The 18944-nt window shown below is 46.2% G+C and carries 16 protein-coding genes; 6 read left to right on the top strand and 10 right to left on the bottom strand.

The genetic code is table 11. The features are described 5' to 3' along the window. Positions 1–72: 72 nt before the first annotated feature. Positions 73–561, top strand: a complete 489-nt coding sequence (locus QUA62_RS15305; protein ID WP_333405141.1) for a hypothetical protein — start codon at positions 73–75, stop codon at positions 559–561. 379 nt (positions 562–940) lie between these two features. Next, positions 941–1684, top strand: coding sequence for a hypothetical protein (locus QUA62_RS15300; protein WP_333405139.1), 744 nt, complete (start codon positions 941–943; stop codon positions 1682–1684). A 180-nt stretch (positions 1685–1864) separates the two neighbouring features. Here the strand turns inward: QUA62_RS15300 and glmU are convergent, their stop codons facing one another. Both glmU and QUA62_RS15290 read right to left on the bottom strand, forming a co-directional pair. After that, positions 1865–3253, bottom strand: coding sequence for a bifunctional UDP-N-acetylglucosamine diphosphorylase/glucosamine-1-phosphate N-acetyltransferase GlmU (gene glmU / locus QUA62_RS15295; RefSeq protein ID WP_333285355.1), 1389 nt, complete (start codon positions 3251–3253; stop codon positions 1865–1867). Between the two features lie 53 nt (positions 3254–3306). Further along, the gene (locus QUA62_RS15290; protein ID WP_333405137.1) at positions 3307–3513 is read right to left on the bottom strand and encodes a hypothetical protein; all 207 of its coding nucleotides are present in this window, start codon (positions 3511–3513) and stop codon (positions 3307–3309) included. A 375-nt stretch (positions 3514–3888) separates the two neighbouring features. On the opposite strand from QUA62_RS15290, the gene QUA62_RS15285 reads away from it, so the two are divergent. Both QUA62_RS15285 and QUA62_RS15280 read left to right on the top strand, forming a co-directional pair. Continuing rightward, a complete protein-coding gene (locus QUA62_RS15285) occupies positions 3889–4875 on the top strand; it encodes a hypothetical protein (protein WP_333405135.1) in 987 nt (328 codons plus the stop codon). Between the two features lie 25 nt (positions 4876–4900). Continuing rightward, entirely contained in the window at positions 4901–5725 is an 825-nt protein-coding gene (locus tag QUA62_RS15280) for a sulfurtransferase (RefSeq protein ID WP_333405133.1), read from the top strand. A 335-nt stretch (positions 5726–6060) separates the two neighbouring features. Here QUA62_RS15280 and QUA62_RS15275 read toward each other — a convergent pair whose 3' ends face one another. From QUA62_RS15275 to rfaE2, 7 genes are all read right to left on the bottom strand, one after another. Beyond that, positions 6061–7533, bottom strand: coding sequence for an MBOAT family O-acyltransferase (locus tag QUA62_RS15275; protein ID WP_190662394.1), 1473 nt, complete (start codon positions 7531–7533; stop codon positions 6061–6063). A gap of 594 nt (positions 7534–8127) precedes the next feature. Next, positions 8128–9684, bottom strand: coding sequence for an ATP-binding protein (locus QUA62_RS15270; protein WP_333405131.1), 1557 nt, complete (start codon positions 9682–9684; stop codon positions 8128–8130). After that, positions 9681–10700: an ATP-binding SpoIIE family protein phosphatase gene (locus QUA62_RS15265; RefSeq protein WP_333405129.1), complete on the bottom strand. Its 1020-nt coding sequence runs from the start codon at positions 10698–10700 to the stop codon at positions 9681–9683. Before QUA62_RS15265 ends, QUA62_RS15270 begins: the two co-directional genes overlap by 4 nt. 210 nt (positions 10701–10910) lie before the next feature. After that, complete coding sequence (locus QUA62_RS15260; protein ID WP_333285341.1) at positions 10911–11309, bottom strand: anti-sigma regulatory factor; 399 nt, start codon at positions 11307–11309, stop codon at positions 10911–10913. Positions 11310–11573: 264 nt separating this feature from the next. Then, the gene (locus QUA62_RS15255) at positions 11574–11951 is read right to left on the bottom strand and encodes an STAS domain-containing protein (protein ID WP_190662402.1); all 378 of its coding nucleotides are present in this window, start codon (positions 11949–11951) and stop codon (positions 11574–11576) included. A 55-nt stretch (positions 11952–12006) separates the two neighbouring features. After that, complete coding sequence (locus tag QUA62_RS15250; RefSeq protein WP_190662403.1) at positions 12007–12876, bottom strand: STAS domain-containing protein; 870 nt, start codon at positions 12874–12876, stop codon at positions 12007–12009. Positions 12877–12993: 117 nt separating this feature from the next. Further along, positions 12994–13488 carry a D-glycero-beta-D-manno-heptose 1-phosphate adenylyltransferase gene (gene rfaE2, locus QUA62_RS15245; RefSeq protein ID WP_333314212.1) on the bottom strand — a complete coding sequence of 165 codons (495 nt, stop codon included), beginning with the start codon at positions 13486–13488 and terminating at the stop codon, positions 12994–12996. Between the two features lie 794 nt (positions 13489–14282). Between rfaE2 and hpsJ-B the strand changes: the two genes are divergently transcribed. Together hpsJ-B and QUA62_RS15235 are read left to right on the top strand one after the other, a co-directional pair. Beyond that, the gene (gene hpsJ-B, locus QUA62_RS15240; RefSeq protein ID WP_333405127.1) at positions 14283–15113 is read left to right on the top strand and encodes a hormogonium polysaccharide biosynthesis protein HpsJ; all 831 of its coding nucleotides are present in this window, start codon (positions 14283–14285) and stop codon (positions 15111–15113) included. Between the two features lie 86 nt (positions 15114–15199). Then, complete coding sequence (locus tag QUA62_RS15235) at positions 15200–16117, top strand: glycosyltransferase family 2 protein (RefSeq protein WP_015177708.1); 918 nt, start codon at positions 15200–15202, stop codon at positions 16115–16117. 490 nt (positions 16118–16607) lie between these two features. On the opposite strand, the gene glgB is transcribed toward QUA62_RS15235, so the two are convergent. Continuing rightward, the gene (glgB, locus tag QUA62_RS15230; RefSeq protein ID WP_190662409.1) at positions 16608–18902 is read right to left on the bottom strand and encodes a 1,4-alpha-glucan branching enzyme; all 2295 of its coding nucleotides are present in this window, start codon (positions 18900–18902) and stop codon (positions 16608–16610) included. Positions 18903–18944: the final 42 nt, after the last annotated feature.

Genomic DNA, 18944 nt, shown 5'->3' with positions numbered 1-18944 from the left:
CCGTGCATTAAAAATTGCATACAGCGGATAGATAAGTAATTCACCTTGTTTGTGAAAATCCCAAATAAACTGATGAAAATTCTCACGCAAACACCAACTCAACTAACAATTCAAACTTCCAGCGCCCGGGATGGTTTGCTATTAATTTCTCCCTTCATCGTCATTGGACTATTGCAGATTATTTTAGCTTCAAATTGGATAGGTGGAGGCATATTTCTGTTATTTTCGCTGTCTTTGTTGGACGGCGCGATAGATGAAACATACATTTTTGATAAAACTTTTAGCAAAATGACCATTAAACGACGGGGTGTATGGCTTCATGATGTTACCGAATGCCCAACGCACGAGATTTCTGCGGTAGAATTAGAGGAAATAGGAGATAGCGAGGGAAATCGTAGCTATTATGTTGATTTGTGGATGTTAGGGGGCGATATCATCTGTTTAAGAAGCTATTCACTAACAGAACAACACCAAATGGCTGACTTGATTCGCAGCTATATATCGATTAGCGATAATCGCACGCTTAGCAATGTATTTGCCCTGCAAGTCCGTGAATCGTAGCTATCCTGTAGGGAATCCCCCAAGTTAATAACTAACGATAATTAAGTAGGCGCAAATAAACCTAAATGTAACAAAATGTAAACCTGTAATCACCTGGGTGATTACTTTCCTACGGAGCGCGAAACTAAGGTTTTATTCCCCATAACATAATTAATATATTTTTAAGATTCATCTATTTTAAATAATGGAAAGCTATCTTAAACCCAGCAGGTAAACGCGCGACATTTGGTGTCTGTCAGAAATTTTATTGGTAACCTATTACCAAAATAAAAGGGGTCATCGCAGAGGACGACTTCAAATAATATATAAGTTAACAATGCTGCCGATCGGGGTTAGTAAGGCATCTGTAACATCATTTTTGGAATTTAAGGCGAGATAAATGAAAATAATCAAGCAAACAGCAAGTGAATTAATAATTCAGACTCAAAGCATATTTGATTTTTGGTTGGCTAGTTGTTTATTCATAGCCCTTGGACTGTTCGGGCTGGCTTTTGATTATCATAAAGCAACCCTGAGCTGCCAGCGATTGCAGGCAAAACAAGGCAGTTGCCAGATTGTGCGATCGAATTTACTGGGTTCAAAAATTCAAGAAATTGAGCTGGCTTCTTTGCAGGGAGCTAAAGTTCAAAGATGCGGCTATAAAACCAGAGTTGTACTTCTGACTTCTGTTGGCAATGTTCCTTTCACTGCTAACTCGACTAATTGGGGAACCCAAGACGCTGTGGCTTCTGACATCAATTTTTTTGTTAACAATGCAAAAAAGCGATTGCTGCGCTTAAGCCAAGAAGATCGCTGGTTGGGATGGACAGGAGGCATATTTTTGCTCGCAGCAGCCGCAGTGATCGTCTTGAGAAATAATGAAACCTACAGCTTCGATGGAAATTTAAACACCTTGACTGTTAAACAGCAGGGTTTGTTGGGACGTAAAGTAGTTGAATACTCTCTGTGCGAGATTTATGGCGTGGAAGTCGATCGAACAAAAGATCTGGATAAGGACATTTGGTACGAAGTCAGACTGTTAGTTTGTGGAGGCTCTCGCATCTCCCTACCCCGCACTATGAGTCCCTACGAGCAAGAAAAAATCGCCAAAGCGATTAACAACTATCTGCACCAGCAAAAATAACAAAAAATAGCCGATCGCCATCAGCCCGATTTCTCAAGCTTGCCGACTTATGCAGAAACGGGGTTTTTTACCAAAATCTCTCCTAGAGCGCGATCGCCCCCGTTATAAAAACCCCGTTTCTGTGGTATCGAATGCGAAACTCGCGGGTGGAAACTCATCATCTAAAAACTGAACACTCGTTCACTTTTTAGGTTCTTTCAACTTCCAACCTGGTTTGACAACTTGCCGGGAACGGGCAATTACTAAACAATCATTCGGCACATCTTCTGTCACCACAGAACCCGCCGCTACAGTAACATCTTCCCCCAAAGTTACCGGTGCAACCAGCACGCTGTTAGAACCCGTTTTACTCCGATCGCCTATTTGAGTTTTGTGCTTGTTTTTTCCGTCATAATTTGCCGTAATTGTCCCAGCACCGATGTTGACTTTTTCTCCCAAAGTCGCGTCGCCTAAATAAGACAAGTGAGCGACATTAGTTCGATCGCCTATTTGAGTATTTTTCAATTCTACAAAATTGCCGACGCGGCAGTTCGCCCCAATTTCTGCGTGTCCCCGCAAGTGGGCGTAAGGGCCAATCCGCGAATTTTCAGCAACCATACTGTCAGAAACCACCGAATAAAGCACAGTCACATTTTCCCCAATCTGACTGTTTTCGATCAAACTGCCGGGGCCGATGCGACTCCCAGAGGCGATCGAAGTGTTTCCCCGCAAGTGAGTTTGCGGTTCAATTACCACATCCGGCTGCAACTCTACTGTATCGTCAATGGTGATGCTGTTGGGATCGAGCAGCGTCACTCCCGCCGTCATCCACTTGTCCTTTACCCGCGTTTGCAAAATATCGCAAGCTGTGGCTAAATGTTTGCGATCGTTAATTCCCAATATTTCTTGATAATCTTCCACATCTACCGCCATCACCGGACTGAGGAAATTTACCGTATCAGTTAGGTAATATTCTTTTTGGTCATTATCTGCCTTCAATTCTGGCAAAATTTTCTCTAAATCCGGCCAATGAAAGCAGTAAACACCTGCATTAATGCGGTGATTTTGCTTTTGAGCTTGTGTGCAGTCGCGGTCTTCGACAATTTGCTGGACTAAGTTTTGACTGTCGGTAAATACTCGGCCGTACCCTTGAGGATTAGGTAAATTAGCTGTCAATAAAGTAGCAGAGTTTTGGTGCTGTTTGTGAATTGCCATCAATTGTTTGATAGTTTCTGCCCTCAGCAAAGGTACATCCCCATTTAAGACCAGCAAGTCTCCTTGAAATCCCTCTAAGTGAGGCAGCAATTGTTGGATGGCATGACCGGTGCCCAATTGTTCAGTTTGTTCTACAAATTCTAGGGGAGGAGACTGAAGATTTTTCCCTGATATTTCTTGACCTCGAATCAGAGATTCTTTAACGAGTTCGCCTCGATAACCGACGATGACAAGTCGCCTGGTAATTTGAATTTCTTGACAACTTTGGAGGACTCGCTCAACTAGCGATCGACCGCCTAATTCGTGTAGAACTTTGGGCAAGTCAGATTTCATGCGCGTGCCGCGTCCCGCCGCTAAAATTGCTATTGCTACCATTGTGCGATCGAGTTATTTGCTATAAAAACTTGAATATTGACTAACTGATGATATCACTCGCTGTCCGCCGATGGCACTGCGATCGCACAAATTTTTTCTCTAAAATTTCTCATCTCGCACCCGCGCGATCGAGGATTTTTCCAGGCGGATGCTGGTTGTAGGGGCGATGCTTGCAATATCTGGACTGGCGCGCCCGGTATCAAAAACCTGGTTGCAGCAGCAGTATTTGGCGGCTGAGCAAGACGGCTTGCATTCCTCACTACAAACCTGAGTTCGTTTGGGAGTCAGGACTGCGAGTCTTTTCCCAAGGGTTCGGAGGCGGAGCGAGAGTGATAATTTGCGTCTTTGAGCTGGGATTTGCCACGATACATTATACTATTTGTTGAATTTCAGTGAGGGTGTTTTCAACTTTAAAAAAATTATTTCTGACTTTTTCATTAATTCTGCCTTCTATAGCAACCGCGCCCGAAGGTTAAGATGTTCTTAATTGCTGAAACATGAGCTATCATATTGCTTCTGACTTCTGTGCTAAATAACTAAAGCCTTCTGACTTCTTCCATCCGTTACATCTGTTACGTAATCCGTTACCGAACTTCCTTCTGCCTTCTACCTTCTGCATTATCAGGTGTCTAGCTATGACAGAGCTTAATTTTCAGGAACTTGCCAAGCAGGGAAACCCGGAGGCGATCGCATCTTGGCTAAACAGCCAGTTGCAATCTGAAGGCATCACCGCCTCCGCGAATCTCGACGGCGACTGTTTGGATGTAATTCTTGAGGCCGAGCAGGTACCCATAGAAAATACATTAGTTGATTTTGTCCGCACCGAGCTGACGAATTTGCAGCCGGATTCGATTCGTAAAGTGAAGGTTGAGGGCCGAGAAAGCGGTCAGATTGCTGCTGCTTGGAGTCAAGAGTTTAGTTGGGAGAACAGCAATTTTGAACCACAGAGCTTTGGGGGAGAATCTGTGCCAAATACTGCGGTTGCTAATATGGACGATCGCACAGAGATGGAGAACAATTTTGAGGAGGAGGAAAAACCGCCGGAACTTGCTGCATTTGAGAATCGGCTGCGATCGACTTTCATTGTAGTCGGGCTAGTAACGGGTATGTTGGCGATCGCCGTGGTGGCGTTTGTCGGTAAAATTTTGAACCAGCCAGCAGCAACTGCGGGGGAGAATCCCGATGAAACAGCAAATTTAGCAACTGCACCAGATACTTTTCGAGAAGCCGTTAACAGCGCACTCAAAGCAGCAGAATTAGGCCGAGCGGCAAAAACCAAGGAAGATTGGACTACAGTTACCGATCGTTGGCAAGAAGCCGTCTCATTAATGAGAAGAGTACCAGTCTCTAGCCCCAACCATCAACTAGCTCAAGCAAAAGTAATCGAGTATCAGAAATATCTGCTTTACGCTCAAGAAGCAGCAGTAACTCCCCCTCTGCCAACTCCAACTCCCGCACCCGCCGAAAAATCACCTGCGGAAAAAGCAACTCCTAAAAAATCCAATTCGCCCAAAGAAACTCCGGAAAAAGCAACTCCTAAAAAATCCAATTCTGAAAATAGAGCTTCAGAGAAATCTCCTTCCGACAAAGCAGAACCCGAGAAAAAATCTCCATCTAGATAATGTTCAAATATAGATTGGAAAAATTATGACTGACAACACTTTAATCGTTTCTCCTGAATGGTTAGCCACCAATACCGACAATCCGCAAGTTGTAATCATTGACTGTCGGTTTTCCCTTGCCGACCCTGAATTGGGACAAAAACAATATCAAGAAAGTCACATTCCGGGAGCTTTCTATTTAGATTTAAACCGCGATCTCGCGAGTTCAGTGGGCAAACACGGCGGTAGACATCCGCTGCCAAATATTGAAGAATTAGCTGAGAAGTTGAGCGCGCTCGGCATTAATTCACCTGAAACTTTAGTCGTCGCCTATGACGATTCACGGCTGGCTTTTGCCGCTCGTTTGTGGTGGCTGCTGCGATATATGGGACACAGCAAAGTGGCTTTGTTAGACGGCGGTTTCAGCGGCTGGAAAGCGGCGGGCTATCCCGTAACAAATATTTTGCCAGAACCCCGGGAGGGTAAATTTGTGACCCACTTGCAGCAGGATTTGGCGGTAGATATTGAGGCGGTAAAAGAGCGTAAAGACTTGCCGGGAAAGGTTTTGGTTGATTCGCGAGAAAGCGAGAGATATGAAGGTTTGCGGGAGCCGATCGACCCCATTGCAGGTCACATTCCGGGTGCGGTTAACTATCCTTGGCAAGGGGTGACGGATGAAACTGGAAAAGTGCGATCGGCATCCGAACAAAAACAGCGGTGGACGGAATTAGAAAAAGCCGAAGAAATTATTGTTTATTGCGGTTCCGGGGTGACGGCTTGCGTTAATTTACTGTCTTTAGAAATCGCCGGAATTCCCGATGCTAAACTTTATGTCGGTAGTTGGAGTGACTGGTGTTCTTATCAGTTGTAGGGCCCAGGAGCGAAATGATTGTTGACTGTTGACTGTGAGTTTTATGGTAGCGGGCATTCGTGTCAACTTAACCTTAAACCCTCAGTCCGGCAGCGGTTGAAACAAGAGCCTCAAAGCGAAATTCCTCGCTATGAGGACTAATGAGTTCTTCAGTCCTCTTTGAGAGGACTTTAGCTATGAGACAGGGAATTCATTCCCTGGCAGACTGTTGGGTGAGCGAGAGGACTGGCGAACTAAAAGCTTAAGTTGACACTAATAGGTAGCTGGCAATCACTTCCGCGCCCATCAATGTAGTTGTAGGGTGCGCTGCACCTTACAGCGAATTAAATAATAGCCTAAAAATCAAAATAAATATAAGGCAAACCCCCTTCGGGAGCTAACACCCAAACCGCATACAAACAAAGCGGCACTAAAACCAATTTCAGCGGCCAATTTAACTCCAATTTCAAACCCCGACTCAACGCATAATTCCCCACCATCGCCGCCGCCAAAGCCGCCAACATCCAAGTTAAATGCACTCTTTCCAAACCCAAAGCTTCGCCATAAACTTTCTCAGCAAACTGCACGTCAGCAGTGTGTCCCCACAAATGCGAAATCACCCATCCCGAATCCTTTAAATCGGGAAGGCGGAAAAATATCCAACTAGCAAAAACCATCGCCTGAGTCAACAGCCAACCGATCGCAATACCGATCGGATTTTCCCACAAAAACTCGATCCGCAACCGCTTAAACAGCACATCAGTTAGCCTGTGAACCGCCAAAGCCAAACCGTGTAAACCTCCCCACACAATAAATCCCCAAGCTGCCCCGTGCCAAATTCCCGCAATTAACATGACGATCGACAAATTCAGACAAGTGCGCCACAAACCGACTCGCGAACCGCCCAAAGGAAAATACAAATAATTGCGTAGCCAATCGCCTAAAGTCATGTGCCAGCGCCGCCAAAAATCAGCTATGCTGGCACTAAAATAAGGAAAATCAAAATTTGGTGGCAAATACCAACCCAGCAGCAAAGCAGTACCCCGCGCCATGTCAACATAGCCACTAAAATCGAGATAAAGTTGCAGCCCGTAAGCAAAAATAGCCAGCCACAAATCCTCGCTACCCGCCCGCTGCAAGTTGGTAAAGCTTAAATCGGCATAAATTCCCAAGTTATCTGCGAAAAGACCTTTTTTTACTGCACCAAAGGCGATCGTCCAAAGTCCCTCAGAAATGCGATCGGGCGTCGGAAATTCCTGGGTTTTCAGTTGATAGATCAAGTTGTGATACCGAGTAATCGGGCCGGAAATCAGTTTTGGAAAAAACAACTTGTAAGCAGCAAAGTGCAGCAGCGAAGTAGCAGCAGGCGCGCCTCGGTACACGTCAATCAAATAAGCAATGCACTCAAAGCAAAAGAAACTCAATCCCAAAGGTGCGATGACGTGACTTTTCACCCAGTCAGCCCCGTCGATAGCTAAAGGCCAATTGAACAAAGTGCCGATCGAACTCAATAAAAAAGGCACATACTTAAAGCCCAGAAGCAGCAACACATTCAGGCAGATGCCTATCCACAGCAGCAACAAACGGCGGCGGTTCCAAGATTCATTAGCAATCCGCCAATCCAGAGGTTCCCCAATCGCCATCGCCAAGCAGTAATTAAACAAAGCACCGACTAACAGCAGAGGAATGTACCAAATTTGCAGCGAAGCGTAAAAAATCAAACTACCTGCCAACATGATGAACAGCCGCCACCACCGCAGCGGAACCAACCAGTAAGCCGCGAACAAAACTAACAAAAACAGGGCATATTGAAGGGAGATGAAAGTCATACCATTTTAGATTTTAGATTTTAGATTTTAGAATTGGGAATTGGGAATGGCTTTTTTTGTATGGGTTTGGATTACGCGCCTACAGTTGCATTCTTTTTATTAATCGAGACTTTGCTAAGAACAAGATTTATCATGGATTTTAGCCGATAGCCGACACGAAAATAGGCCCTCGGTAAGTTCCTACTATACAGTCGGCCACTGAGAACTGCTACATTTTACAGCACAAAGGTTAAATGCTGTTGCAAATTAAATAAATCTTGCCTGCGATAAATTAATTCTCTTACGAACAATATAAAATGCGCTGAAAAAAATATAATTAGGTTCGCAGCATCGGACTTCAGTTCTCAAAAGCTACAAGGCCTGATATTGTTTCCCTTTGCATCGGAATAATATTTTTAACCGTGCAGTCCTAGCATCCCGCACAGCAAAAAAGTGATGTAACCCAAAATGTTTTGAATTCATCACGATAGCAGGTATTTGACAAGTAGTCCGATCGCATTTCAACCCTTCCCAAACCTCAAATTCGGTCAGCTCCGGTATCACAATGTCGGTAAAAATTGCTTGCGGTTGCTCAAAGAGCAGCCGAACCCACCTTCAGCGCCGTTGGCGACCTATATCGCAGTACAATGAAGTGGTGGCAATTTTTTCAGCAAATACCGAAAAATTATCTTCATCCTCCCCAATCAAAACTTTGGCTGCTGAATCCGCCGCTGGCGATGCCCCGGAACCCCGCAAGCTACGAGAATTTGCGCTTGCCAGCGATATTTCATCTCCCTTAGCAGGGGACATTTCCAAAGGGTTTTCTTCCTCTCCAGGATACAGAATCGGCAGTGTTACAAAAAAAGTCGAACCCACTCCGGGTGAACTTGTCATTTCAATGCTTCCCCCCAGAAATTCGGCCAGTTTTTTACACAGAGACAATCCCAATCCTGTGCCTTTGACGCCCTTCTGCAAGGGATTTTCGAGTTGGACAAATTCTTCAAAAATCCGCCTTTGATCGGCTGGGGCAATGCCGATGCCCGTATCTGCTACTGAAAAAGTAACTGTTCCCTCTTCTCCTATTTCCGCAGCAACTCGAACTTCACCTGCTTCGGTAAATTTGAGGGCATTAGAAATCAGATTTCGCAAAATCTGAGAAACTTTGCCCTCGTCGGTTGTAAGGATTGGAAGTTCGAGAGGATCTTCAAAAATTATAGAAACGGCAGAGTTTTGGGGAACCAGGGGGCGCATCATTCCTCGCAGCGCGCTGAACAAATCTTCGACTTCAAAATCAGCCACGCGAACAGTTAGTTTTCCGGCTTCTACTTTGGCTAAATCTAACGAGTCGTTGACAAGTTCTGCGAGAGACTCGGCGGATTTGTAAATGTAATTTACTTGCTTGTCCTGTTCAGGGGAAAGTTCTCCGTCGAGGCGATGTAACAATATTTCCGAAAGGCTCATAATGGCCGTTAGCGGAGTGCGAAACTCGTGGCTCATATTAGAGAGAAAGCTGGTCTTGAGTTCGCTGGCGCGCCGGAGAGATTCGGCTTTGTCGTTCAATTCAGCGTAAAGTGCCAGGACTCCGCGATTGGTATCTTCTAGTTGTTGATTTAATTGTACGAGTTCTTCTTGACGCTGGCGGAGTTCGTCTAAAGTGCGTAGTAATTCTTGATTTTGCTGCTGAATTTCGGCATAGGGATCTTCAGGAATTTGGCGCGCTAGTTTGTCAACTAATTGATTTAGTTCGATCGCTCTCAGCGCGGGCATATGTTTGGAAAACTGTTTAATTAATTGTACAGCCGTTCCGCGATCGGGCGCAGAGTCGATTTTCACTTCGTCCATCAACCGTTTCGCTGCTGCTAAACCGAGTCCCGCGCCGGTTTGCGATCGAAAATTGGGGCTTAACACAGCGGGTAAATCAGCAATTCCCGGCCCGGTGTCGGAAATCCGAGTCCGAAAAATTTGGGGCGATTCCCCTTCCACAATGAATTCTACTTTGCCACCGCCGGCATATTTGAAAGCATTGCGGGCAATTTCGGAAACTGCTGTGGCGATGCGGGTTTGTACTTGGGAATCGAATCCCAGCCCTTTAGCAATTTGGCGAGCTCTTTGGCGTACTTGTACGATGTCTTGTTCAAAGCGGACTTCCGTCGTCAGGATTGGGTAACTCACGCTGCTTCTCTCACCTTGGCTACTATAACTGTCATGTCATCGCGAGTGCGTTTGAAATCCCGGTAGAGCACGGCTGCGATTAAAGCAGGATGTCTGGAGGCTAAACCCGGGTAGCGGTTTAAATTCCACTGCGCCGCCAAACCGTCAGAGTGCATGATGAGTAGGGACTGCTGCGACCAAGGATAGACAAATTCTGCTACTTTTCGCATCATATGTCCAACTGTGCCGTTGTAGGAAACCATGCTGCGGCTTTGGTTATCTGTGACAACTACACCGCTGATGTTGCCAATTCCGGCAAAACAAATTGTTTGTTGGGTAGGATCTATTTGGGCGATCGCCGCAGCCGCTCCTCTGGTATTTTTTAAAGCAGCGTGCGCCTTCTCTAAAATTGCTTTCGGCCCGAGTTTGGCGTTTTCTTGAAATACGCGCACTGCTTCGCGAGACGCTTCCTCCGCCAAATCCCCGTAGCCGAGCCCGTCTGCAACTAAAATCAGGTTTTTGTCAAGGTGATTTTCTGTCGCCCACGAATCCCCGCAAATTTGCTCTCCTACTTTCGGCAAGTGGATCGCCCCAAATTCCAAGTAATTGCTGTTTTGGAAGGCTTCCCGGCTATTTTGGGTCGGTTCCAGCCGCGCTAATAAGGCTGTCCCGAGTTTTGGTACAGAATGAATATCAAAAAAATTAGAGAGGCGTTTAATTGCCCCCAGTCCTGTTCCAGGGCTTCCCGCTGTAGAAAAACCGTCCCGCAGACACAGCGCGACATTTGCCATGCCCTGCCCCCGGTCTAGCGCTACTATTTCAATGCTATATCCTGCCGTTGTTTTTAATGTTCGCAGCAAAAGTTCTCCTTCGCGGGCGTGCTTGACCACGTTTTTTGCTGCTTCGGTGGTAACAATTGCGACTTTACCGCGATCGGTCTCGTTAAATTCGACTTCGGCCGCCAGGGCGACTGCGATTCGCCGCGCTTCTCCGACTTGACTTTCTTCTGTTACGGGCAAGGCTACGGCATCTATCATTTTTTATCAGTTCTCATAATGAAATCCTCCATACGCCAACCCTCTGCGGGTATGGTGTGGGATTCCAAGAATCACTTCTTGGCTTTGCTGGTTACTCTTTATACCAATTTAAAAAATAATACAACTATACGCAAGCTCCAAACCCCGATCGTCCTCACTCATTCCCAATTTTTTAATCTAAAATCTCAACTCTCAAATCGTATTACTTCTTCAGCGCCAGCGGACGATCGCAATTTTAGTTCCCTTACCCACTTTGGAAACAATCTCAAATTCGTGCATCAACCGTTTAGAACCACTGAGTCCCAAACCCAAACCGTGATTAGAAGTATAACCGTCAGTCATTGCCAATTCGATGTCTGGAATTCCCGGGCCCTTGTCTTCAAATATCAGCCTCAGCCCTTTGCGGGTTCCTAATTGGAGCGTTTCGAGAGTTACAGTTCCCCCTTTGCCGTAGTCTACAGTATTGCGGGCGAGTTCGCTGGCTGCGGTAACGATTTTCGTTTGGTCTAATAAACCGAATCCCATTGCTACAGCCCAAGCTCGCACTTGCTGTCGGACGTGGACTATATCGGATGACGATCGGATTTCTAGTATCTCACGTTTTGACATGGCGGCTACTGTACCAAAATAGAACTTCTCCCCAAAATATAGGACTTACGCTCATCAACTTAGTTTCTCCTAATAGGACTTACGCACTTACTACGATTTTCTCTCAAAATAGAACATAGTGCAGGAATCTTAAACCCTTGATTTAACCCCCTTGAGTGCGTAAGCCCTTTCGTAAGAAATCTTCTGTTTGTCAACAAGGTATCTACAAACAAACTAGGTTTCTTGACTGCCTGTGCCTCAGTCAGGGGACAATTAATCGATTGCTTACCCTTGCTCGTCAAGAGACCAACCCAAGGATTTTCTTAACAAAATCATGCCCTTTTCAACGCTTAAAGCTGTGCGAACTCCTGTCAGGGAAAGCCCCAACTCAACGAGGGTAATAGCAACCGCTGGCTGCATCCCGACCACAACTGTTTCCGCATCTAAAATTCGCGACATACTAGCGATATTGTTGATAATGCGACCGATAAAAGAATCAACAATTTCGAGGGAAGAAATTTCTATTAACACACCTTTGACACCTGTTTTGACGATGCGGTTCGTCAGGTCATCTTGCAGCGTCATTGCTAAGCGATCGTGCATATCTACTTGAATTGTTACTAGCAAAAATTCTCCCATTTGAAGAATCGGTATTCGTTCCATAAATTCCCCTACTTGCTAACATTTACTTGAGTTATCATGTCAGATAGCAATATTTTTACTTTTCCTCTTTAAGATTTTTTATAATTAAACCTTGGCGCTGCAACGCGACTTTAAAAGCATCTGCTAAAGTAGCTTTTGTGAGAATATCCTGCAAGTCAACTCCCAAGTGCACTATGGTTTGAGCTATTTGCGGGCGAATGCCACTGATGATGCACTCAGTACCCATTAAACGGGCGGCTGCTACAGTTTTTAATAAATGTTGAGCAACTAAAGTGTCAACAGTCGGCACGCCTGTAATGTCTAAAATCGCAAATTCTGAGCCGGTTTCCATGATTTCTTGCAACAGAGTTTCCATTACTATTTGAGTGCGGGCACTGTCGAGAGTCCCGATCATGGGTAAAGCGAGAATGCCTTGCCAAAGTTTGACTACGGGTGTTGACAATTCCAGCATTTCTTGCTGCTGGCGTTCGATGACTTCTTCGCGAGCTTTGAGAAAGATTTCTGTCACCCAAAGGCCAAGCTGGTCTAATAAACTGGTGGAAAGCCAAAGTTGCTCGACAAGTGCGTCGCGGTTTTCTGTCAGTTCATGACAAAGCCGATCGAACAATGGCTTTTTGAAGCATAAAATGAAACTCGCTATCTCTGAGGGAGTAAAGCCTCTCTGAACGCGCGATCGCGAAACTTCTGCTAGCAACACCCGCATATTTTCCCATTCGGGTGTCTGGATGTCGCTAAAGTTACCGTGTCCGACTGCAATGTGGAGCAATTGCAAGAACTCTTGACACTCAGAGCGCAATTCTTTGGCTCTCATCAAGTCGTCCCGCCGCAGCCCGGTATTTTGCAGTTCTTTGAGCCAGTCTGCTAGTAACTCTGCTTTGTGTCTTTGTATGATTTCCGCGATCGTGTTATTGCTTGTGAGTTCCATTAAAATTATCTCCTGCTTAGCAATTGGGATGAAGTTGTACGAGATATCGCACCAAGCGTGTTTTTTGATGGGGCAACTTCTGAGTTTAGCTCACTGTTTGCTGTTTGCGATCAAGGGTTAAGTACCTAATTGTAAAATGCGTTTGACGATCGCACTGGTAGAACTCGGAACTTCTATTTCGATCAAGGAAATCTTGCCACCTCCGGCGATAACGGCCGGTGCTTCCGGCAGAGTTTCGACTTGATAGTCGCCTCCTTTAACGTATATATCAGGCTTCAGGATATTTATCAGTTTAGTTGCTGTAATCTCCGAAAAAATTACTACGGCGTCTACTGGTTTGAGAGCGGCTAACACTTCGGCTCGCTGATTTTCCGGTACGATCGGGCGGGGCGGCAATCCCGGCTGCTGCGGTTTGATAGCTTGCACGCTGGCGTCGCTATTCAAACCCACAACGAGCGATCGGCCCAAATTTTTTGCCGCCTGCAAATAGCGGACGTGACCGCAGTGCAGGATATCGAAGCAGCCGTTAGTAAACACGATCGGACGCCACTTGTCCGGATCGGATGCGATCGATCTTTCCAGTTCTCTCAACGTGTAAACATCAGAAATCATTGCAGTCATTACCACCCAATTTGAACAGCGGTCAAAATTATCCTACCAAAAAATGTGAAGCTTTGCACTTTTACTATTGAATAATAAATTCTTCAACCTGACCATAATTAATAGTTGCCGATGAGTAAATAGTGATTAGTAATTTGTGACTATTAAGCAAGAAGGGATAAGTAAAAATTACCTGCAACAACGTGATATAGTAAACAGAATTCCCAAGTAAAAAACCGCTACTCGTGTATTTGTGACTGCGGTATCGTGCTGTTGGTAATTGGAGGTTAAAAAGGTTGGTAAACAATTATTTATTCCCGCCCTCTCTTATATCAATTACTATAAGACAAGGGATGTAGTTCCACCCCCTCGGGCAGGCGATCGGGTGGTGGGAGCCCTAGGGGGTGAAACCCAACGAAACGCGCTCCTCCTGTGTCTATTATTTCTGGCACGGCCGCGCGAGCGAAAGCTAGTTAAAACCAGGAACCCAAGTGTGTAGAGCTCATCTTTACGCTGGATTCGTCAGACTATAGAAGAAGCCAGCAGTTGCTTGCTGGAGTTTCTGGACGCTATCTTGACCAAGCTTTACAGCCAGCCCAGAAGCCTACAGCCTCCTGTGTCCCACTCTGCATAGCTGCTCAGAAACTCGACCTTTTGGCTCGCAACTGCAGTCTGTGAAAACCCAGAGGAAAGTCGAGTTCGGTACCCGAAGCAGCTATTTTGGTGGAAAATAGCTTAACTCCTTCAACAAAATCCACTCAACTACCCCCTTGAATCTAAAGGTGTAGAATTATCTAACACGAATTATGAAAGCAAGTAATAGCCGTCAATTTTCTTCAGTAGCTGCTCGAACTCTAAAAGTAGTCGGGATTATCTTGATTCTCTCTGCTTTGCTTGACTGCATTGTTCTGTCGCTGCCGGGAGAAAGTTCAGACCTTCTCAATCGAGGCTGGCAGTTGGCTGCTGCAACTCAGATAGTTGACAGGGGCATTATTCCTTTGATCGGTATCGCCCTGCTGATGACTGGCTTTTGGGTAGACAGCAGCAGTGGAGTCTCTATTGAGCGACGCAATGTTGGGCTGGACTTGCGATTCTGGGCGCTGTTGATTTCCAGCTTGTTAGGTCTAGTTTACCTATCTCTGGTTCCCGTTCACCTCAACAATACTCGTTTGGAACTCAAGGATGCTCTGGCTCAAGTCGATCAAGAAGCGGGACAAGCCGAAGGTCAACTTGAGGCGCAACTTAAAAGCGCTCAATTTAAAACTCAGGTAGAAGAGCTCAAAAGCCAGCGTCGCACCCAGATAGCCGCACTGCTACAAGACGACGGGAAGCTGCAACAAGCACTCAAGAGTCCAGAGGTTCCCAAGGAATGGAAAGCTGTGCTTCAGGAGTCGAAAAATGACCCGAAAGCCCTCGACAAATTCCTCGAACAGCAAGCCCAAGAACTGCCCAATCAAGCTCGCAACGAGATTCGCACCCGCAAGCAACAAAAAGAGAAAGAGTTAAGAACTCGATCGAGAAATTCGAGTTTGCAGACGGGAATCACCAGTTTGCTGTTAGCGATCGGCTACATTACTGTTGGTTGGACGGGATTGAGAAGTATGGGAATTATGCGGTTCGGCCGCCGCAAAAATTGACCGGCGCTGGCAGGGATCGCGCTGGTCGAGACATCCCTGAGAAATAGTTTGTTTACCCAATAGTTTGCCCTTACTGAAAGCTGGGAATGTTCTCCATTTATATTCTGACTTACAACGAAGAGATTGATATCGCCGCTTGCATTGAATCGGCACTGCTTTGTGACGATATCATTGTAGTTGATTCTTTCAGCACCGATCGCACCCTTGAGATTGTTCAGAACTATGCCGTGCAAACAGTGCAGCACCGCTTTGAAACTCACGGACGCCAGCGGACTTGGATGCTCCAAGAAGTCCCGTGCAAGTACGAATGGGTTTACATCCTCGAAGCAGACGAGCGGATGACGCCTGCACTGTTTGCTGAATGCTTAAAGGCGATCGAAAGTCAAGAATATATCGGCTATTACGTAGCTGAAAAAGTAATATTTATGGAGCGCTGGATTCGCCGCAGCACTCAATATCCCCGTTATCAAATGCGTCTCTTTCGCAAAGACCGAGTGTGGTTTACTGACTACGGTCACACTGAACGGGAAGTCTGCAACGGGCCCACTCACTTTTTGAAGGAAACTTACCCTCACTATACTTGCAGCAAAGGTCTTTCCCGCTGGATTGAAAAGCACAACCGCTACTCGACTGACGAGGCGGCTGAAACTCTCCGTCAATTAGAAGCGGGCCAAGTAAATTGGTGGGATTTATTGTTTGGCGCGTCGGAGGTGGAAAGGCGCCGCGCTTTGAAAGATTTTTCTTTGCGCTTGCCTTTGCGGCCTGTGGTGCGCTTTTTCTATATGTATATTTTACTGGGCGGATTTCTTGACGGCCAAGCGGGATTGGCTTGGTGCACGCTGCAAGCTTTTTATGAATATCTAATTTTGCTGAAAGTTTGGGAAATGAAGCATCTACCACTGCCAACTTTAGAGGCAGTGGCAGAACAATCTATTTCGGAAGTTGTAACAGTTGAGCCGTCAAAAGTTTCTTATAATCTTGGCGCTTCCGATACTCGAAATTAAAATTTGAGAAGTAAAAATTGGGCATGAAAAATTGGCATTGGTAATTAATACCACTTACAAAAGAACATGATTTACGCACTTCCCTGGATGACAACCCCGTCAGAACATAGATATAATCAAGAACATAGCCCTGATACACATCTGAAAAAAGGGTAGTTTATTGCGCCTAATTATCATTAATTCGGCTTGGCACAATTGGAGGATGATTCTTGTGGGGAGTATGGGTTAAGCGTCCCGCCTGCTGTGAAAATACACGCCTTCGGGGGTATGGCCACACCTACAAAAAAAATCAAAATCCTCCCGCTATTATGCAACGCTCCGCCCTCAGTAGGTATTTTGACGGGTTTGTCACCCCGTCGAGATATTCACCACAACAACAAAACAAAAAAAACCCGATTTCTTGGAGAAACCGGGTTTCTGAATACCCTCAAATTTTTAGGTTTGATAAAGTTTTGATTTTTCTTAACTCAAAACTCTCACGACTCACAACTTAAAACTCTTGAGATTTGGCGGTTGTTTTTGCCCGATCGAGCTTTAAAATCAACACCCCCAAAGGTGGCAAACACAAGTCGATCGAATAAGCACTGTTGTGGAACCACCACTCCTCAGTCCACTTGCCCCCCAAATTCCCCATATTGCTGCCGCCGTATTCCCGGGCGTCGCTGTTAAACAACTCCGTATAGAAACCTGGTTCCGGCACTCCTACGCGATAGTGAGAGTGCGGCTGGGGCGTAAAATTGCACACGATCACCACAAACTCGTCGCCATCCTTCTCTCGGCGCACAAATGCCACGACACTGTGCCGGTTGTCGCTGCAATCAATCCACTCAAACCCATCCTCAGCAAAATCTTGACTGTAAAGTGCCGTTTCGCTGCGGTACAAATTGTTCAAATCTTTAAAAAACAGCTTCAACTTTTGGTGCGGCTCGAATTGCAGCAACTGCCACTGCAAATCTCCCCAAACGTTCCACTCGTGCCACTGGCCGAACTCCATGCCCATAAAGATCGTTTTCTTTCCGGGATGAGCAAACATAAAAGTAAACAAACAGCGCACGTTTGCAAACTTTTGCCATTCGTCCCCTGGCATTTTCCCGATGATGTGGGCTTTGCCGTGGACTACCTCATCGTGGGACAAAGCCAGCATGAAATTCTCGCTGTGGTTGTACCACATACTGAAAGTTATGTTGTTCTGGTGGAACTGGCGGAACCACGGGTCCATGTGGAAATAGTCCAGCATATCGTGCATCCAACCCATGTTCCACTTCAGGTTGAAGCCCAAACCGCCTACATAGGTCGGCCAAGATACCATCGGCCAAGAGGTAGATTCTTCGGCGATCGACAGCGCACCTGGGAAATAGCTAAAAATGACGTGATTCGCCTGACGCAGAAAATCCGCCGCCTCGATATTTTCACGCCCTCCGTATTGGTTGGTCAGCCATTCTCCGGGTTCGCGGCAGTAATCCAAATAAAGCATCGAGGCTACCGCATCTACGCGAATCCCGTCGATGTGGTACTTGTCAAACCAAAACAGAGCGTTTGATACTAGGAAATTCCGCACTTCGTTGCGGCCGTAGTTAAATACTAGGGTTCCCCACTCTTTGTGTTCGCCCTTGCGGGGGTCGGCGTGTTCGTACAAGTGAGTTCCGTCAAAGAAAGCCAAACCGTGGCCGTCTTTGGGGAAATGTCCCGGTACCCAGTCCACGAGTACGCCAATGCCGTTGGCGTGGCACTGGTCAACAAAATACATGAAATCTTCAGGTGTGCCGTAGCGGGAAGTTGGGGCGAAATAACCGGTGACTTGATAGCCCCAAGAACCGTCGAAAGGATGCTCGGCAATCGGCAGCATTTCGATGTGAGTGAATCCTAAATCTTTGACGTAGGGTATCAGCCGATCGGCCAATTCCCGGTAAGTCAGAAAGCGCGCCCCGGGATTCAGTTCCGAAACTTGCACGGCGGGTTGTATTTCCCCATTTGGTAGCACGGCGGGTTCGTCAGTAGCGGCGTGCAGCCAAGAACCGATGTGGCATTCGTAAACCGAAACCGGCTGCGTCAGTTGGTCTGTGTGCCGCCGCTTTTCGATCCAAGCGCTGTCGTTCCAAGTGTAGGTGTTTAAGTCGGTGACAATTGATGCTGTTTTCGGCCGCACTTCTTGCTGGAAACCGTAAGGATCGGACTTTTCGTAGGGATGTCCGTCTTGGTTTTTCACTTCGTATTTGTAGGAAGTTCCCACGGATAGTCCCGGAATAAATAATTCCCAGATGCCGTTTTGCGATTTCCGCATTTGATGTTTGCGGCCGTCCCAATAGTTGAAATCTCCTAAAACTGATACATTTCGGGCATTCGGGGCCCAAACGGCAAAATATACTCCTGTGATGCCGTCTACTTCGGTGAGGTGTGCTCCCAGTTTTTCGTAAATCCGGTGGTGGTTGCCTTCTGAGAATAAGTGAATGTCAAATTCTGTGAGTTTGGGCGATCGAAAGGCGTAGGGGTCATAGATAAAGCGATCGTGTTCTCCTTCTTTGACCCGCAGTTGATAGTTTGCTAGTTCTGGGGTTTCGATCGTACATTCAAAAAAGTGAGGGTGATGCTCTGATTTCATCGGGTATTCGGCCCTGGCCTCCGGCACAACTACCGATACCGCATCCGCATTCGGCAGATAAGCTCGGACGACCCAGACTTTTTTGCCATTTTCTTCGATCGCGTGAGGACCTAGCACTTCAAATGGATCGTGGTGCTGATTCCCAACAATGCGGTCAATCTGTTCAAAGGGGACGGTCGCGGGCATAAAACTACTTACCTCAATCTTTTAACTAAATGGCTTTCAAAA

Origin of the sequence: Microcoleus sp. MON1_C1 (genome assembly GCF_036701945.1) — a bacterium.
Classification (GTDB): domain Bacteria; phylum Cyanobacteriota; class Cyanobacteriia; order Cyanobacteriales; family Microcoleaceae; genus Microcoleus.
This window is presented reverse-complemented; position numbering and strand designations above follow the sequence as displayed.

What these genes read in the sequence shown, in the direction of transcription:
- QUA62_RS15305 (WP_333405141.1), top strand. Translation starts at nt 73, where the DNA reads ATGAAAATTCTCACGCAAACACCAACTCAACTAACAATTCAAACTTCC.
- QUA62_RS15300 (WP_333405139.1), top strand. Translation starts at nt 941, where the DNA reads ATGAAAATAATCAAGCAAACAGCAAGTGAATTAATAATTCAGACTCAA.
- glmU (WP_333285355.1), bottom strand. Translation starts at nt 3,253, where the DNA reads ATGGTAGCAATAGCAATTTTAGCGGCGGGACGCGGCACGCGCATGAAA.
- QUA62_RS15285 (WP_333405135.1), top strand. Translation starts at nt 3,889, where the DNA reads ATGACAGAGCTTAATTTTCAGGAACTTGCCAAGCAGGGAAACCCGGAG.
- QUA62_RS15280 (WP_333405133.1), top strand. Translation starts at nt 4,901, where the DNA reads ATGACTGACAACACTTTAATCGTTTCTCCTGAATGGTTAGCCACCAAT.
- QUA62_RS15275 (WP_190662394.1), bottom strand. Translation starts at nt 7,533, where the DNA reads ATGACTTTCATCTCCCTTCAATATGCCCTGTTTTTGTTAGTTTTGTTC.
- QUA62_RS15265 (WP_333405129.1), bottom strand. Translation starts at nt 10,700, where the DNA reads ATGATAGATGCCGTAGCCTTGCCCGTAACAGAAGAAAGTCAAGTCGGA.
- QUA62_RS15260 (WP_333285341.1), bottom strand. Translation starts at nt 11,309, where the DNA reads ATGTCAAAACGTGAGATACTAGAAATCCGATCGTCATCCGATATAGTC.
- QUA62_RS15255 (WP_190662402.1), bottom strand. Translation starts at nt 11,951, where the DNA reads ATGGAACGAATACCGATTCTTCAAATGGGAGAATTTTTGCTAGTAACA.
- QUA62_RS15250 (WP_190662403.1), bottom strand. Translation starts at nt 12,876, where the DNA reads ATGGAACTCACAAGCAATAACACGATCGCGGAAATCATACAAAGACAC.
- rfaE2 (WP_333314212.1), bottom strand. Translation starts at nt 13,488, where the DNA reads ATGATTTCTGATGTTTACACGTTGAGAGAACTGGAAAGATCGATCGCA.
- hpsJ-B (WP_333405127.1), top strand. Translation starts at nt 14,283, where the DNA reads ATGAAAGCAAGTAATAGCCGTCAATTTTCTTCAGTAGCTGCTCGAACT.
- QUA62_RS15235 (WP_015177708.1), top strand. Translation starts at nt 15,200, where the DNA reads ATGTTCTCCATTTATATTCTGACTTACAACGAAGAGATTGATATCGCC.
- glgB (WP_190662409.1), bottom strand. Translation starts at nt 18,902, where the DNA reads ATGCCCGCGACCGTCCCCTTTGAACAGATTGACCGCATTGTTGGGAAT.